18 protein-coding genes are annotated in these 16,344 nt (G+C 64.4%); 1 reads left to right on the top strand and 17 read right to left on the bottom strand.

Going from position 1 to position 16,344, the window contains the following annotated elements; all coding sequences use genetic code 11:
* Positions 1–5 precede the first annotated feature (5 nt).
* The 16 genes from dprA to O3656_RS00305 all read right to left on the bottom strand — a co-directional run bounded on the left by dprA (position 6) and on the right by O3656_RS00305 (position 14,711).
* Positions 6–1,166 (bottom strand): DNA-processing protein DprA, encoded by a 1,161-nt coding sequence (gene dprA, locus O3656_RS00230; protein WP_500062078.1) that lies wholly within the window; start codon positions 1,164–1,166, stop codon positions 6–8.
* Positions 1,159–2,706, bottom strand: coding sequence for a YifB family Mg chelatase-like AAA ATPase (locus O3656_RS00235; RefSeq protein ID WP_500062079.1), 1,548 nt, complete (start codon positions 2,704–2,706; stop codon positions 1,159–1,161). The genes dprA and O3656_RS00235 overlap by 8 nt, the downstream gene beginning before the upstream one ends.
* Positions 2,703–3,143: a YraN family protein gene (locus O3656_RS00240; protein ID WP_500062080.1), complete on the bottom strand. Its 441-nt coding sequence runs from the start codon at positions 3,141–3,143 to the stop codon at positions 2,703–2,705. Before O3656_RS00240 ends, O3656_RS00235 begins: the two co-directional genes overlap by 4 nt.
* Positions 3,144–3,273: 130 nt before the next feature.
* Positions 3,274–3,573 carry a DUF2469 domain-containing protein gene (locus tag O3656_RS00245; protein ID WP_500062081.1) on the bottom strand — a complete coding sequence of 100 codons (300 nt, stop codon included), beginning with the start codon at positions 3,571–3,573 and terminating at the stop codon, positions 3,274–3,276.
* 55 nt (positions 3,574–3,628) lie between these two features.
* Positions 3,629–4,300: a ribonuclease HII gene (gene rnhB / locus O3656_RS00250; protein WP_500062082.1), complete on the bottom strand. Its 672-nt coding sequence runs from the start codon at positions 4,298–4,300 to the stop codon at positions 3,629–3,631.
* Positions 4,297–5,043, bottom strand: coding sequence for a signal peptidase I (gene lepB / locus O3656_RS00255; protein WP_500062083.1), 747 nt, complete (start codon positions 5,041–5,043; stop codon positions 4,297–4,299). Before lepB ends, rnhB begins: the two co-directional genes overlap by 4 nt.
* A gap of 110 nt (positions 5,044–5,153) precedes the next feature.
* Complete coding sequence (gene rplS / locus O3656_RS00260) at positions 5,154–5,510, bottom strand: 50S ribosomal protein L19 (RefSeq protein WP_007588732.1); 357 nt, start codon at positions 5,508–5,510, stop codon at positions 5,154–5,156.
* A gap of 172 nt (positions 5,511–5,682) precedes the next feature.
* Positions 5,683–7,035, bottom strand: coding sequence for a tRNA (guanosine(37)-N1)-methyltransferase TrmD (trmD, locus tag O3656_RS00265; RefSeq protein ID WP_500062084.1), 1,353 nt, complete (start codon positions 7,033–7,035; stop codon positions 5,683–5,685).
* A gap of 4 nt (positions 7,036–7,039) precedes the next feature.
* A complete protein-coding gene (gene rimM, locus O3656_RS00270; protein ID WP_500062085.1) occupies positions 7,040–7,552 on the bottom strand; it encodes a ribosome maturation factor RimM in 513 nt (170 codons plus the stop codon).
* 89 nt (positions 7,553–7,641) lie between these two features.
* Complete coding sequence (locus O3656_RS00275; protein ID WP_003792828.1) at positions 7,642–7,881, bottom strand: RNA-binding protein; 240 nt, start codon at positions 7,879–7,881, stop codon at positions 7,642–7,644.
* Between the two features lie 2 nt (positions 7,882–7,883).
* Positions 7,884–8,351 (bottom strand): 30S ribosomal protein S16, encoded by a 468-nt coding sequence (gene rpsP, locus O3656_RS00280; RefSeq protein ID WP_500062086.1) that lies wholly within the window; start codon positions 8,349–8,351, stop codon positions 7,884–7,886.
* 214 nt (positions 8,352–8,565) lie between these two features.
* Positions 8,566–9,672, bottom strand: coding sequence for an amidohydrolase family protein (locus tag O3656_RS00285; RefSeq protein ID WP_500062087.1), 1,107 nt, complete (start codon positions 9,670–9,672; stop codon positions 8,566–8,568).
* A gap of 2 nt (positions 9,673–9,674) precedes the next feature.
* Complete coding sequence (gene ffh / locus O3656_RS00290; protein ID WP_048676307.1) at positions 9,675–11,258, bottom strand: signal recognition particle protein; 1,584 nt, start codon at positions 11,256–11,258, stop codon at positions 9,675–9,677.
* Between the two features lie 102 nt (positions 11,259–11,360).
* Positions 11,361–12,602, bottom strand: coding sequence for a signal recognition particle-docking protein FtsY (gene ftsY / locus O3656_RS00295; protein WP_500062088.1), 1,242 nt, complete (start codon positions 12,600–12,602; stop codon positions 11,361–11,363).
* 58 nt (positions 12,603–12,660) lie between these two features.
* Positions 12,661–13,059, bottom strand: a complete 399-nt coding sequence (locus tag O3656_RS00300) for an ABC transporter (RefSeq protein WP_500062089.1) — start codon at positions 13,057–13,059, stop codon at positions 12,661–12,663.
* Positions 13,060–13,184: 125 nt separating this feature from the next.
* Positions 13,185–14,711, bottom strand: a complete 1,527-nt coding sequence (locus tag O3656_RS00305; protein WP_500062090.1) for an RNA polymerase sigma factor — start codon at positions 14,709–14,711, stop codon at positions 13,185–13,187.
* A gap of 144 nt (positions 14,712–14,855) precedes the next feature.
* On the opposite strand from O3656_RS00305, the gene O3656_RS00310 reads away from it, so the two are divergent.
* Positions 14,856–15,959: a polyprenyl synthetase family protein gene (locus O3656_RS00310; protein WP_500062091.1), complete on the top strand. Its 1,104-nt coding sequence runs from the start codon at positions 14,856–14,858 to the stop codon at positions 15,957–15,959.
* A 16-nt stretch (positions 15,960–15,975) separates the two neighbouring features.
* On the opposite strand, the gene O3656_RS00315 is transcribed toward O3656_RS00310, so the two are convergent.
* Positions 15,976–16,329, bottom strand: a complete 354-nt coding sequence (locus O3656_RS00315) for an Rv2175c family DNA-binding protein (RefSeq protein WP_500062092.1) — start codon at positions 16,327–16,329, stop codon at positions 15,976–15,978.
* Positions 16,330–16,344 lie beyond the last annotated feature (15 nt).

Genomic DNA, 16,344 nt, shown 5'->3' on the forward strand with positions numbered 1-16,344 from the left:
CTATCCTACGATCTGCTTCCTCCTGCTCGCGCCCAGCCACGCGTCGATCCCGACACGAGGCCCGCGACAGACAGATCCATGAGTGCGCGACTGACCTCCGCGCGTGAGAGACCCGCCGCAATGCAGATCGCTTCAACCGACGACGGCGCACGTGCGGGAAGCGCTTCCCACACTCGGCGCTGTATCGGTTCCAGGGCAGCAATACCCCTATCCTCTTCGATGGGCATTCCGAAGAGAGGTTCCGTCCCTTCGACACTGACGGGACGCACTAGTTCGAGGGCATCGCGACCATCGCGAATAATCGTCGCGCCGTTGCGAGCCAGTTCCAGGCAGCCGACTGACATCGGTGCATCAACCGGGCCGGGTACCGCGCCGAGTTCCCGGCCGTATTCCATCGCGCGGCGCGCCGTCGCAAGGGCGCCCGAACGCGCTCCGGCCTCGACGACGACGGTTGCCGCGCTCCACGCCGCGATGAGCCTGTTACGGGTGAGGAAACGCCACTTCGCGGGCCTGGCAGTCGGAGCAACCTCAGAGATGAGAGCGCCTCCCGCCTCGACGATGGCTCGGAAGTCGCTCCCGTGAGCAGCCGGGTACGGATTGGATACTCCACCCGCAAGAACGCAGATCGTGCGCCCATGCGCGGACAGTGCCCCACGATGGGCCTCAATATCAATCCCAATCGCGCCCCCGGAAACAACCGTGACCCCGGCAGAGGCGACGTATGCCGCCATGTTGCGGGCATGGCGGTTTCCCGCACCGGTGGACGCACGCGCGCCCACGACAGACAGGTAATCACCCATACGGGCAGCCTCGGGGAGCACCCCCAGGTACCACAGGCCCATCGGCTCCTCCTCGCCCAGACAGACAAGCTGTTCCGGCCATCGAGGATCGCCGGGGATGAGAAATCCCCCACCTGTGCGTGCGACACGTTCGAGCTCGACATCGATATCGACGGCCAGGGCACGCTCACGCCACCTGCCCCACTGCGTCAACCAATCAACCTTCGGGTACCCGACGAGCTGTTCCGGCACGCCGACCCACCTTTTCTGTAACCAGTCACGACCCCCGCGGTCGCCCAACGCGCGACGGACCACCCGGGCGCAGGGGTCGGCCGGCTCAGCAACGGCCGACCACCAAGCGGCCTCCCATAGTTCTGTCTCATTCATAGTGATCTGCTCCATTTCGCAGCTGCTGCGCTGCAACGATGTGGTCAAACGTGGGGCGCGCCGCCCCATCAAGGTCGGCAAGCGTCCATGACAGACGCAGCATCCGGTCCACCCCTCGCATTGAGGAGTGCCCCGATTCAACAAGCCGATCGAGTTCATTCATCAGCGATGTCTCGATGCCCGAGTGGTGGCGTAGCCACGCCCCGGGAAGCTGCGCGTTGAGCGTCCACGGAGTCCCCTCAAGACGCCTCCGCGTCCTCGCACGTGCCTCGATGACGCGCTGCCGAATGGACTCGGAATCGACCATCGTGGTCGCCGCCATATCCGCGCGGCTCGGCGTGTGCACATCTATTCGTATGTCCATACGGTCGAGCAGCGGACCCGACAAGCGCGCCAGGTAGCGCCTCCTATTGATGGATGAACACGTGCAGCGACGGCCGCCGCTTCCGCCGCCGCACGGGCACGGGTTCGATGCCATCACGAGCTGGAACGACGCCGGATAGCGTGCTTGAACCCCCGAGCGATGCAGGTGAATCGCACCGGATTCCAGCGGCTCGCGAAGCGAGTCGAGCACGGAGGGCGCAAACTCCGCGGCCTCGTCAAGAAAAAGAATCCCGCCGTGAGCGAGGGAGGCAGCCCCGGGGACGAGAGTACGGGTTCCTCCCCCAATGAGCGCCGGCATCGTCACACTATGGTGCGGGGCCTGAAACGGGGGCCGCTTCATAAGAGACATGCCGGTAGGAAGCAACCCCGCAACGGAATGCAACGACGTCGTCACGAGCGCGGTATCAGCATCCAGGTCCGGAAGAATCGTCGGAAGTCGGGAGGCAAGCATCGTTTTACCCGCTCCGGGCTCACCGAGGAGAAACACGTGATGTCCACCGGCCGCGGCAACTTCCAACGCCGAAATCGCCTCCGGTTGTCCGCGCACATCCGACATGTCGAGCGCCAGCGAAGCGGCCTCCTGCTCGACCTCGCGGCGTATCCCGAGCCGCCCATGGAACGGTGCCTTGACAGCATCACCCCCGGCCCACGCGACGAGGTCGGCGAAATGGGAGAAGTCAAGGACCTCTATGCCACTGACCAACCGTGCTTCCTGGGCACACGCCGTCGGCACAATCACCCGTCGCACACCCAAAGAACGCGCGGCCAGCACGGCAGGCAAAACCCCTCGAACCGGTTGAATGCTTCCATCGAGGGCAAGCTCTCCCACGAGAACCGCATCCTCAAACGCGGCGGGAGACACAAGACCGGTGGCCAACGCGACGGACGCTGCAATCGACAGATCGAAAGCAGATCCCGACTTCGGGATACCAGCCGGAGAGAGGTTGACGGTAATTCTTTGATCCAGCACGTCCAATCCGCATGACTCGAAAGCCGCGCGCACACGATCACGTGCCTCACGGACCGAGGTATCGAGCAACCCCACGAGCGTAAACGCCACCAGTCCAGCGCCCGCATAGGTCTCCACATCTACCAGATGTCCCTCGATGCCGACGACGCTCATCGAATACGTGCGAGCAAGACCCGGCCCGTTCATTGCACACCCCTCAACCAGGTCACCTGCGCGCCCAGAGCGCGAAGGTCCACTGCCTCGTCCATGGGCGCAGGCCAGGCGCTCAGCGTCCTCGCGTCCACCGTGATCGCAACGACATCAATGCGCACGCGGGAGGACAGAGGCCCATGAGCGCGACACCACGCGCCTGTCAGCGCGCGGAGCCTGGCCACCTTACGCGGATCGATCGATGCGAGCGCACTTCCGTGACTGCGCCCCACCCTCGTGCGTACCTCCACCACCACGGTCCACGACCGCCGTGGATCAGCATCGTCTCGCGCAATAATGTCAAGCTCTCCCCGGCGACCGTCCCGCCAGTTCGATTCGAGAATGCGCAGACCTTTCTCTTGCAGCAGCAAACGGGCGGTATGTTCACCCGCAGCGCCTAACGCCCGACGATCGGGCCGCATGTTGCATCCCATCACGGATCACCTCCGCACCCACAGTGCTCCCTGCAGGAAGGACACAACAACGCGAAAACCGCCCCCTGTGGATAGGGGACGGTGTGCGACAAGGCCTGTGGATAACTGCGCGCCTCGGCGTCGTCGACGGTTAGGGGATGTCGAGCTCCGGCTTCGAAAGCTCCTCGACATTCACGTCTTTGTACGTGACGACGCGCACCGAACGCACGAAACGGGACGAACGGTAGATGTCCCACACCCAGGCATCGCTCAGCGTCAATTCAAAGAAGACATCCCCGCCGACCGGGCGAGCCTGCACATCAACGTGATTGCACAGGTAGAAACGCCTCTCGGTCTCAACCACGTACTTAAACAATCCGATGACATCGCGGTACTCCTTGAAGAGTTCCAACTCCAGATTGTTTTCGTAACCTTCGATTTCTTCGCTCACGCACCCATCATGCCGGGCCGCGCCCCAGGCGGCGTGGTGCCACCCCGGGCGCGCCCTACTTTGTGGCCTGCGTCGGCATCTTCCACGAGCGGCGGTGATAATCCGAGACGCCTAGTTCACCAATAGCGCGTGCGTGCGCGGCAGAACCGTAACCCTTGTTCGAGGCCCATCCGTATCCGGGATCATCGAGCCCCTGCATCAGGTGATCACGTGCAACTTTCGCAAGAACGGAAGCGGCGGCCACAACCGCGCAGGAAGCATCAGCCTTCACCTGCATGTGCACGGGAAGTTCACGCCCGAAAGGATCCTCGGGACCATCGAGCGCTCCGAAGAGGTCATCCGGGGCCGACAGCCAATTGTGGGACCCGTCCAAGAGGACGCCACCGGGGACGAGGCCCCGGTCAGCGACGTCGGCAAGCGCGCGGTGCCCGGCGAGCCGGAGCGCAGCAATGATGCCCCATTGATCGATCTCCTGCGCGGACGCGTAGCCGACGGATGATGCGAGTGCCCACGAGCGCACAGGTTCAACGAGCGCCTCGCGCCTGCGCGGCGTGAGTGCCTTGGAATCTGTCAGCCCCTCGGGCACGGGTGCTGCATCAATGCCAATGAGCGCAACGCCGACAGCGACAGGGCCAGCGAGGGCTCCGCGACCCACCTCGTCCATGCCAGCGACGACACCCCAGCGCCTGGCCAGGGAGACCTCCAGCTCACGGGACGCGGTTGTCATGACGCAGAAGGAACGGAGGCAAAAACCTCGTGATGCGCGATGTCGGTCGTCCAGCGAGACGTCGGCCAGATAACGGCCTGGACGGTGCCCACAACCGAGGAGACCGGCACGTAGGGTGACTGACCAGAGCCCATGTGATAGCGAGAGTCTGCGGAATTGGAGCGGTTATCACCCATCACCCACAGGTGTCCCTCAGGAACGACTACGTCGAAGGTGCGTTCACCACAGGGGACCTGGCCGTCGGGAACATAGGTCTCATCCAGTTCGACCCCGTTGACGCTGACCTTGCCGGTCGCGCTCGTGCAGGTGACGTGGTCTCCACCAACGCCAATCACACGCTTGACGAGAGTCTGTTCGCCACCGCCTGGGACAAAGCCCGTGAATTCGCCAAGCCGACGCAAAACAGAAGGCGCAGTCGTCTCCGACGATCCGAGCCAGCCGAGTGTGTCATCGAAAACGATGACGTCTCCGCGCTGAACATTCGACGTCAACGCGTCAATACGCGAGACAGCAATCCGGTCATCCTCAACGAGCGTGTTGTGCATGGACGGAGAGGGAATCCAGAACACCTGCACGATGAAAGCACGCAGGAGCGAGGAGATAACGAGGGCAACGACGATAATCACGAGAATCTCGCGTAGCCACACGAGCGGGTTACGCCGCGCGCGGGCTTCCGCACGGTCACGATCCCGGAGCGAAGGCGCATGCAACGGTCCGAGCGTCGGGCCTGCAGTCGGGGTCATGCAATCTCCTTGTCGTTACGTCAACTATCCCAGGATACGGCGAGGCCCGACACCGGCGCGCGGTGTCGGGCCTTTCCGTGAAAAATGCCAAGGCTTGTGCCCGGCCGGCCTCACTCGGCCTTGCCGGAACGGTGCTCCTTGATCTTCGCGGCCTTGCCGTGACGCTCACGCAGGTAGTAGAGCTTGGCGCGGCGCACGTCGCCCTTGGTGACGACCTCGATGTGGTCGATCGTCGGGGCGTGAACAGGGAAGGTACGCTCAACGCCAACACCGAAGGAAACCTTGCGGATGGTGAACGTGGAGGACACACCGTGGCCGCGACGCGCGATCACGACGCCCTGGAAGACCTGGATACGAGAGCGGTTGCCTTCGATAACCTTGACGTGCACCTTGAGGGTGTCACCGGCTCGGAACGAGGGGATGTCATCGCGCAGCGATGCCGCATCAACGGCGTCCAGCTTCTGCATTTCTTCTCCTTGACGCATCTGCCGCAGGTCGGAAGCGCCTGGTTGGGCGGGTCTTGCCCGCTCATCTGACGTGTGATCGTGCGCCTCGGTGTCCCCCTGCGGCAGGATGAACCGCGCACAATCCCCGCTATTATCCCACAGCCTCGAGCAGATCTGCCAGTGCGCCGCCGCATTATGCGGTGAGATCACGCACCATGACGACGTCGTAGTTGCGAACGCCTCCCACATCAAACGTACGGCTCGAGCGTTTGCGGAAACTATGGCGTTTGTAGAAGGCCTGTGCGGACTTGTTGCCACGGTTAGTGCCCAGGACGATGGACATGTGCCCTGCCTCGCCTGCGTCGGCGACGGCTCGTTCGATCAGCGCATCGGCGATACCGCTCCCCCGCCACTCCTCGCCCACGTAGCACTTGGACAGGTAGGCACTGCCTTCCTCGACGCGCCCGGGGCGCACAAGATCACCGGGCAGCGCGTGGGCACCAACGTGGGTCAGCACATAACCGACGAGCGCGCCCTCGACCTCCGCAACAAAAAGCCGATGCTCATCGGGCGAGGAGATGACAGCCGCAAAGACGGTCGGCGACAGCTGCGTCGCGATGTGTTCCTCAATCGCTTCAGCCGGGAGGGAGGAAGGGCACGCATCCGGGAAGGTACGCGCAGCAAGCTCGCTGACAGCGGCGGCATCGTCGGGCCTTGCGAGGCGCACCTGAACGCGATGCGCCGTTCCGTCACGGGTGTAGGCGACGCCGCAGGACGCGAGTGCCGCGCGATCCTCACCCGTCAGCGACGAGGCATCCAACGACAGCGCGAGATCGGGCCGAATCCGCGCGGTTTTCTCTATCGCGCGGTCACGACGCCAGCGTTCGATCGCGGCGTGGTTGCCACCGAGGAGAACTTCCGGAATCTCGAGGGAACGAAAGTCGCGCGGCTTCGTGTACACGGGATACTCGAGCAACCCCGCTCCCGAGTGCGACTCTTCGACAAGCGACTCCGGGTTGCCCATAAAGCCGTCGAGGAGACGCGCAACCGCCTCGGTCAGGACCATTGCCGCAACCTCACCGCCGTTGAGGACGTAGTCACCAATGGAAAACTCGACAACCTCAACCCCCGCGCCTCGGTAATGCTCAGCGACGCGCGCATCGATGCCCTCGTAGCGTCCGCAGGCGACGATGATCTGGTCGGCGTGCGCGAGGTCCTCCACTCGGGCCTGCGTGAGCGGCGTGCCCGAAGGCGTTGGGATCGCGAGGACACGCCTCGGCGAGGCCGGGGCCCCTTCGTCGCGACGCTCCGGAAGCGGAACGGAGAGCACCTCGTCCAAGGCGCGGGCCCACACGTCCGCGCGCATCACCATGCCGGCGCCGCCACCGTACGGGGTATCGTCGACGCTGCGATGCTTGCCCGTGGCCCAGTCGCGCAAGTCATGCGCCTGCAGGTCCACAAGACCCGTCTCTTCCGCTTTGCCCATCAAGGACAGTCGGAGAGGCGCGAAGTAGTCGGGAAAGATAGAGATGAGATCGAAACGCACGAGCTCAGCAACCTTCGCGCTCCGACACAGCATCATCATCAAATAGCCCCGGAGGGGCGTCGATGATGACAACGCCCCCCTCAACGTCGACAGTCGGGACGAGGGCCGTCACGAAAGGCACCATAACGGTTCCACGCTCCGTGGCCACGAGGAGGAGATCCTGCGCGGCACCGGGCGTCAACCCACTCACTGTCCCGAGGACATCTCCGGACGGAGTGCGCGCCTCAAGCCCCTTGAGCTCATGCGGATACCACGCATCCTCCTCCGGATGAGCATCGACGAGCAGGCGCGCGCCACGCAGGGCCTCGGCCTCCTCACGGGAATTGCATTCCTCAAACGAGGCGAGCACGCGCTCCTTGTGGACACGAACGCTCCTCACCGTGAGGTGGCGCTTCTCCCCCGCAACATCCAACCGGGCACCGGGTGCCAGGACCTCGGGGTCATCACTGCGCACGTCCACGATAACCTCTCCACGCAGGCCATGGGCGGGGCCGACAATAGCGGCGGTAAGCTGCATATGTTCTCCTCACGATGAACGGGGACTCCCCCGAAGGATACAACGAAGGGGCCCGGCAGTGCCGGACCCCTCCGTGACGTGTGCGAGTCTTACTCGCGATCCGTGTCGACGACGTCAACGCGGACAGTGCCACGCGTGGACAGCGCACCCATGACGGTGCGCAGCGCGCGAGCCGTCCGACCGCCGCGTCCGATGACGCGCCCGAGATCCTCGGGGTTCACGCGAACCTCGAGAAGCTGGCCACGTCGCATGGAACGAGGCGTCACCTCGACATCTTCGGGGTGGTCAACGATGCCGCTGACCAGGTGCTCCAACGCGTCGGCGAGCATGCTCAGGCATCCTCTCCGGCGGCCTCTTCGGAAGCCTTCTCGGCGGCCTCGGCCTCAGCAGCGGCTGCGGCAGCGGCGGCCTCTTCCTCGGCCTTCTTGGCGGAAGCAGCGGCCTTGGACTTCTCGGCAGCAGCCTCGGCGTCCTTGATGGCCTGCTCGGCCTGGGCGGCCTTGTCGTTCTCGGAGACCTTCACGCGGGAAACCGCGTCGGCCTTACCGTTGAACTTGGCGATGTCACCGGTCAGGACCAGCAGGTTGCGGACCTGGTCGGAGGGCTGAGCGCCAACACCGAGCCAGTACTGGGCGCGCTCAGAGTCGATGCGGATGATCGACGGGTTGGGCTGAGGATCGTAGTAGCCGACCTCTTCGATGACGCGGCCGTCACGCTTCTTGCGCGAATCGACGACGACAACACGGTACTGGGCAGCGTGGATCTTACCCACGCGCTTCAGGCGAATTCGAACTGCCACTTGAGTGGTCTCTCCATTTCAGATTGGTGTGGACCGTTGCGTCCCAAGGTGGGAAACACAGGGGTCGCATTGGACCGGGACACGACGATGCGCAGTGAGAGGGTCTACGAACCGCCGGGTACAGCTAGCGATTATGCCATATTTCGCATCGATATCCCAAGCCGGGGACGTGCGCGGCGTCGCATGAGTCGGTTAATTCCATCACGCCGGGCGCTCAGGCGGAGGTTCGCTCCCACGCAGTGCTTCCTCCCAGCGTGACGCGAGAGGGCCTCGACAACGCGAGGGGATCGATCCTCGGGTCCTCATTCAGGAGGAGAAAATCGGCGGGGCCGCCCTCGACGAGGCCGGGGTATCCCAGGTAGCGTTGACTCACCCATGTGGCTGCATCGATGGTGAACTGAGCGGGCGCTCCCCACTGATGCCAGAGCGTGAGTTCGCCGACGATAGTTCCATGATCCTGGTAGCCGCCCGAATCCGTTCCCATCAGCAATAGAACTCCCGCGTCCACGAGCATCTCAAAGTGCTCACGGCGCGTCTCGTACATGCCCCGCATCGTCGCGGCGTAGACGGGATACTTCTGCCCCGCCTGCGCGGCAAAGTCCTTGAAGAGCTCTACCTGTCGGAGGGTGGGCGTCACCGCGATGCCGCGCGTGGCAATCTCAGCTGCCTGATCCGCATCGATTCCGCTTCCGTGTTCGATATCGTCAACACCGGCCTCGATCAGCGAATCGATGACACGATGAGAGAACGCGTGTACGGCGACCCTCGCTCCGGCCTCGTGAACGGCGCACACCGCGTCACTCAGGACTGAGGGTTCCCACAAGGGCATGAGGTCCGAGTCGGCTCCGGCGCTGCGATCGATCCAGTCGGCGACGATCTTCACCCAGCCATCGGAGGTTCGCGCCATCGAGGTGAGGACCTCGGGAAGCTCACGCTGATCCTCAACGTCAAGCGGCAGATCACGCATGTAGCGCTTCGGGCGCGCGACGTGGCGACCACAGCGGATCAGATGCAGGCCGGTAGCGCGAGCCGCAGGCGAGTTGTCGAGGGGCACGCCGCAGTCGCGCACAACCGTCACGCCGCTCGCAAGCGTTGCTCGTGCTTGCTCCGCCATCTCGGATTCGGACACCGAACCCGTTGCCGAGTATCCGATATGACAGTGGGTATCGACCATGCCGGGGACGATGAAACCGACCGAGGGCGCGGTTTCCTCGTCGCCCACACGGCGGATCACTCCGCCGTCGACACGCCACGTGCCGTGCACCCACTGTGGGCGTTCGGACTCGTTTTCCGCCCACAGGGCGAGCCCGGAGAACTCCATGCTCAGAGTTGGCCGAGCATGCGCTTGACGTCGTCCGGCAGATCGTCGATGGTCGGACGCGGAGCGGGAGCCTCCTGGGCGACGCCGAAGGACGAACCCTTGGGCGCGCTGCGCTCCGACGGAGGCAGCATGGCCTCAAGCTCCTGCTGGCGGCGCTTCGCGGGATTACCAGAACGCGCGCTCTTCTTCATGCGCGCACGCTGAGCCTGCGCCTTACGGGCGTTAGCCTTCTGCTTAGCCTTACCGCCGCGTCCGGGCAGCGCACCCATGCCGGGCACGCCGCCGCCCATCTGCCCCATCTGCGCCATCATCTCGCGCGCCGCCTCGAAGCGCTGCACGAGCTGATTCACCTCGGTGACCGTCGTGCCAGAACCACGGGCGATACGCGCACGACGCGAACCGTTGAGGATCGAGACATCCTCACGCTCGGCGGGGGTCATCGAGCGGACGATGGCCTCGACGCGATCCACCTCGCGCTCATCAAAGTTTTCGATCTGCTCGCGCATCTGCGCGGCACCCGGGATCATGCCGAGCATCTTCTTCATGGAGCCCAGCTTCTTGATCTGCTGCAGCTGGCTCAGGAAGTCAGCGAGGGTCAGCTGGCCGGCCATCGCCTTAGCCGCGACCTTCTCCGCCTCCTCGGCATCCATCTTCTTTTCGGCCTGCTCGATGAGGGTGAGAATGTCGCCCATGTCGAGGATGCGTCCCGCCATACGGTCGGCGTGGAAGCGCTCGAAGTCGTCGAGGCCCTCACCCGTCGACGCGAAGAGAATCGGCGCACCCGTCACGCCGCGCACGGACAGTGCGGCACCGCCACGCGCGTCGCCATCCAGCTTCGACAGGACAACGCCCGTAAAGCCGACGCCGTCACGGAAAGCCGTGGAGGTGGAGACCGCGTCCTGACCGACCATGGCGTCGAGGACGAACATGATCTCGTGCGGATTCACAGCATCGCGGATCGCGATCGCCTGGTCCATCATCTCCTGGTCAACACCGAGGCGACCGGCCGTATCGACGATGACCACGTTAATGCCGCTCTGGCGTGCGAACTCGACGCCGCTTCGCGCAACCTCGACGGGGTCACCGACACCGTTGCCGGGCTCGGGCGCCCACACCTTGACGCCGGCGCGCTCGCCAACGACCTGCAGCTGCTGGACAGCGTTGGGGCGCTGGAGATCGGAGGCGACGAGGAGGACGGTCTTACCTTCCTCACGCAGCCACTTGCCGAGCTTGCCCGCCAGCGTGGTCTTACCGGCACCCTGAAGACCCGCGAGCATGAAGACCGTGGGACCAGACTCGGCGAAGGTCAGCTCACGCGTCGCGCCACCGAGGATCTCGACGAGTTCCTCGTGGACGATGGAAACAACCTGCTGGCCCGGGTTGAGAGCCTTCGAACGGGCCGCGCCGTAGGCCTTTTCACGCACCTGCGTGGTGAACTGACGAACGACGGGGAGCGCGACATCGGCGTCGATAAGCGCGCGACGGATGTCGGAAATCGCGTGATCAACGTCCGACTCGGTCAGGACGCCGCGGCTGCGCAGGCTGCGGAAGGACTGGGTCAGGCGATCTGACAGGTTTCCAAACACGTGTTTACTCCCAAGATGGCGGCTGTACTAGGCACAGGTTAGCGCACCTCGGCCCCGGGAGTCTCCTCACCGGGGCCGAGGTGCGCGTCATGAGTGGAGGGTTCAGCCCTGCGCGCAGCCCACGATCGCGTCGACGAAGCCCTGCGGATCGAAGGGAGCGAGATCGTCCGCGCCCTCGCCAAGGCCGACGAACTTCACGGGCACACCCAGCGCACGCTGGACGGACACGACGATACCGCCCTTGGCCGAGCCGTCGAGCTTCGTGAGCACGATGCCGGTCACGCCGGTAGCCTCGGCAAACACCTCGGCCTGCTTCATGCCGTTCTGACCGGTGGTGGCATCGAGGACGAGGAGGACCTCGGAAACCGGTGCCTGCTTGGCCATGACGCGCTTGATCTTGCCGAGCTCGTCCATCAGCGTGGACTTGTTCTGCAGGCGACCCGCAGTATCGACGAGGACAACGTCAACGTCACGCTCAACACCCTCGCGCACGGCCTCGAAGGCGACGGAAGCCGGGTCAGCCCCCTCGCGATCGCTGCGCACGACGTCCACGCCCACGCGCTCGCCCCACGTGGCAAGCTGATCGGCGGCAGCAGCACGGAAGGTATCAGCAGCACCGAGGATCACGGACTTGTCTTCCGCGACGAGGATTCGAGCCAGCTTGCCGACGGTCGTGGTCTTTCCCGTGCCGTTCACGCCCACCATGAGGACAACGGCAGGCTTGGTGGCACCATCAACCTCGGGGCGCTCGAGGTTGAGGGAGCGATCCATGTCGGGACCAACGAGAGCGAGGAGCTCCTCGCGCAGAATGTCACGGATGCGCGCCTCGTCCGTGACGGACTCGACGGCAACACGGCGCTTGAGGGCCTCCATCAGCGTGTCGGTTGCTTCGAGGCCGAGGTCGGCAATGAGGAGCGATTCCTCGATCTCCTCCCAGTCAGCAGCGCTGAGCTGTCCTCGGCTGAGAACACCGAGGATGGCACGCCCCAGCGAACCGGAGGATGCAAGACGTTCACGCAGGCGCTCCATGCGGCCGCGCACGGGTTCGGGGCGTTCGATAGACGAGGCCGGGGCGGCGGGTGCCTCAGAGGGTTCCTCGGAGGTCGACACAGGTGTATCAGACGGGCCAGCGCGAGGCTCATCGCCGCCTTCTTGCGGGGCAGAAGCGGGCGCGTCGCCGGGTGCTTCGGCCGGAACCTGGGGCTCAACGGGGATACTGACGTCGTCCGTGGAGCGGCGCTTGGAACTGACGGCGATGCGGATGAGCACACCGATCAGCACAGCGACCAGCAGGCCGATAACGACCGCCCACGGTGACTGGAGAGTGGAAATAAAAGCGTCCATAGGGTCATTATCCCCTATGGACGCTCTTCACCGAAAACCTGAGTGCGGCATCACTACCTTAGGACTGCGCCGACTCCTGCGCGGAGGCATGACCCCCGTCGGAGCCCCGACGGCCGCGATCAAAGCGTTCACTCACGCGGCCGGTGACCGTCTCCAGCCGATCGATGCCCGGCAAGCGGTCAGCGTCGAAGTATGCGCTCCGCGAGTCAGCATTTTGAAGGAGAGACTGCAGGGAAGCTGTCCGCGGCACCACGGGACCATCGGGGGACGTCGAGGCGCGCTTGGGAAGCGAATGATGAGTCTTCACCTCGTCCGCGATTTCTTCGCTCTCTCGCTTGATGACACCCTTCCACTCGTCCGCGCTACGACGAGACAGAGCCAGCACCGCCACGACACCACCGGCGACGGCGAGGACAAGAACGACAGTCACGACAAGAATCAACGCACCCTCAAGCATGTCATCATCCTGCCCTATCGGACCCCGCTGTGCGATGGAGCCACCCGAGCAAACGAGCTTTGTGACGATATTGTCATGGGGGCCAGGAACGTTTGTTCCCAGCCCCCATGCATGACGCTTGCGCGTCAGTCGAGGTAATCGCGCAGCACCTGCGAACGCGACGGATGGCGCAGCTTCGACATCGTCTTGGACTCGATCTGGCGGATACGCTCGCGCGTCACGCCGTAGACCTTGCCGATCTCGTCGAGGGTCTTCGGCTGACCATCGCCCAGACCAAAGCGCATCGACACGACGCCCGCCTCACGCTCGGAGAGCGTATCCAGCACGTGGTGCAGCTGCTCCTGCAGCAGGGTGAAGGACACCGCATCCGCCGGGACGATAGCCTCGGAGTCCTCGATCAGGTCACCAAACTCGGAGTCGCCGTCCTCACCCAGAGGCGTATGCAGCGAAATCGGCTCGCGGCCGTACTTCTGCACCTCGACAACCTTTTCGGCCGTCATGTCGAGTTCCTTGGCCAGCTCCTCAGGCGTGGGTTCGCGACCAAGGTCCTGCAGCATCTGGCGCTGAACACGGGCCAGCTTGTTGATGACCTCGACCATGTGGACCGGAATACGAATCGTGCGCGCCTGGTCCGCCATCGCTCGGGTGATCGCCTGACGAATCCACCAGGTGGCGTACGTCGAGAACTTGTAGCCCTTGGTGTAGTCAAACTTTTCCACGGCACGAATCAGACCCAGGTTGCCCTCCTGGATGAGATCCAGGAACTGCATGCCACGGCCCGTGTAGCGCTTGGCCAGGGACACGACGAGACGCAGGTTTGCCTCGAGGAGGTGATTCTTTGCTTGCTGACCATCCTGCGCAAGGAAATGCAGCTCGCGGCGCTCGCGGCTGGTCATTTCGTCGGCCTGGTTCTTCAGCTTGTACTCGGCGTACAGGCCCGCCTCGATGCGGCGGGCAAGATCAACTTCCTGCTCCGCGTTCAGCAGCGACACCTTGCCGATCTGCTTGAGGTAGTCCTTGACCGGATCGGCCGTTGCGCCGGCGACCGTCACCTGCTGAACGGGCTCGTCGGTCTCGTCGGAATCCGAGACCACGAAACCACCCTTCACGTGGATGCCAGCGTTGGTACGCTCGCGCAACGCCGCACCCTCAGCGACCTTCGGGTCTTCTTCCTCGGCCTCTTCCTCGGCGTCGGTCACATCCTCGTCGTCGGCGCCTGCCTCGAGATCCGGATCTTCCAGATCGTCGCCCGTGGGCTCGAAGTCCTCCTCGGCAGCGTCACCGAGCTCCTCGACGACAACCTCTTCGACGATTTCCTCGTCCTTCTTCTTGCGACCGCGCGGCTTCTTGGCCGCAGGCTTCTTCGCGGTCTTGTCTTCGCCGGCACCAGCCTTCTTCGCTGCCTTTTTGGCAGGAGCCTTCTTTGCGGCGGGCTTGTCGGTCTCGACGGCGTCGGCCTTCTTCGTCGTCTTCTTCGCGGGAGCCTTCTTCGCGGCCGACTTCTTCTCCTCGGCTGGTGCGCTAGCCGCGGGGGCCGTGGCCTTCTTGGCGCGCGTCGTCTTCTTCGCGGGGGTCGTCACCTCCGTGGTTTCCTCAGTCGTCGCGGAGTCCTTTGCCGAAGCGCGAGATGCACTCACACGGGTCCCTTTCATTGATGGGCATGCACAACAGAGCCGATTGCAAATCGGCATACCGTTGCCAGTCTAGTGCTTTGCTTCGTAGTTTTCCTGGCGGTAGGTGTGAGGATGCCCCGCATTGGACTCCGCTCGGAGCACAACCTCAGTTAGAGTTACCTCATGACTCTGAGCGACAGTTTCGCGACGCTGCGTCCGCACATTGACGAGGCAACGGCCTCGAGCCTCGCGCGCCTTCTGGTCCGCGCAGGCGCATCGTGCCGATCCGAGGAGTTTTCCGAGGCCGTGCTCGCGTCCGTGCGCGGTGGGAAGCGTTTTCGCGCGCTGATGGCGCATATCGGCTACTCGCTCGGGGCGGCTACCCCCCTGGAAGACGTGTCCCTCCCCCACCTCGGCGCCGCGCTTGAGCTCTACCAGGCCAGCGCTCTCGTTCACGATGACATCATCGACAAGGCAGACGAGCGTCGCGGCATCCCGACCCCTCATCGAAGCCTCGCCAACCACCATGCATCGAGGTCGTGGATCGGATCATCGAGGGACTTCGGAGCTCACGCTGCGATCCTTGTCGGGGACTTCTTGTTCTCCGCAGCGACCGCCGCCGCAGACGAGCAGGCGCTGAGGCTTGACGAAGAACGAGCGCGCGCGTTCGCGCGCCGCTTCGCCGACATGCACGCTGAAGTTGCGCTCGGCCAATACCTGGACATCGCCGCCGAGCAGACCCCGCTCGACCCCGAACGCTCGGACGTGCTCAACGTCAGTGACGCGCTGGAGGTCGCACTCCATAAGTCGGCTCATTACTCGGTCGTTCACCCGGCAATTTTGGGTGCCATCTGCGGTGCTTCCACGCTCGACGACGGCGAGGCACTCGCTCGCAGCCTCGAAGAGATCCTGACGCCCTGGGGACTGGCATTCCAGCTGCGCGACGACGACCTGGGCGTCTTCGGAGACCCCGCGGTGACCGGAAAACCCGCGGGCGATGATCTGCGCGAAGGAAAGCGCACCGTCCTCCTGGCACTCACCTGGGAGGCTTCCTCCCCCGCCGAGCGGTCCGCCCTCACCGAGGTTCTGGGGGTGGCAGAGGCATCGCCTGAGCGCCTCAGCGCGGCAACCCGCATCGTCGAGGCCAACGGTCGCGCCCCCCACGAAGCTGAGATTGCGCGCCTGGTAGCCGACGGGCACGCAGCGCTTGAGGCCTCGTCCTTCGACGACGGTGCCCGCGCCATGCTGCGCGAACTGTGCGCGATCCTCACCGCCAGGCGAGCGTGAGCCCCACCGACGCGAATCAGAAGGCCAGCGTCGAGGCGATCCGATTCACCCGGTGATGGCGCCCCGACGTCAGCGCGTCGATCGGACGCTCACCCAGCTCGTCCTGAACGGTGTAGAGCCACGCGAGCGCTTCCTCAGACGTAAACCCGTCATCCGCCAGCAGGGTGAGTGTTCCCTGCAGGAACGGGAGCGGCTCCCAGCCGTTCTCTCCCTTGATAATGATCTCTCGGGGCACGCCGCGCACGCCCGCGCCGTCGCGCGCCTCAATGAGGACTCGGTCGCGGATCAGCTGCTTGAGGCGGCGCTCCTCAATGCCGAGGAGACGGCAGACCTCGTCGGTGGAGCGCACGGTGATATCAACACTGGTCATGAGCGCAAGACTACC

The organism is Pauljensenia sp. 27098_8_83 (assembly GCF_041432695.1).
Classification (GTDB): Bacteria; Actinomycetota; Actinomycetes; order Actinomycetales; family Actinomycetaceae; genus Pauljensenia.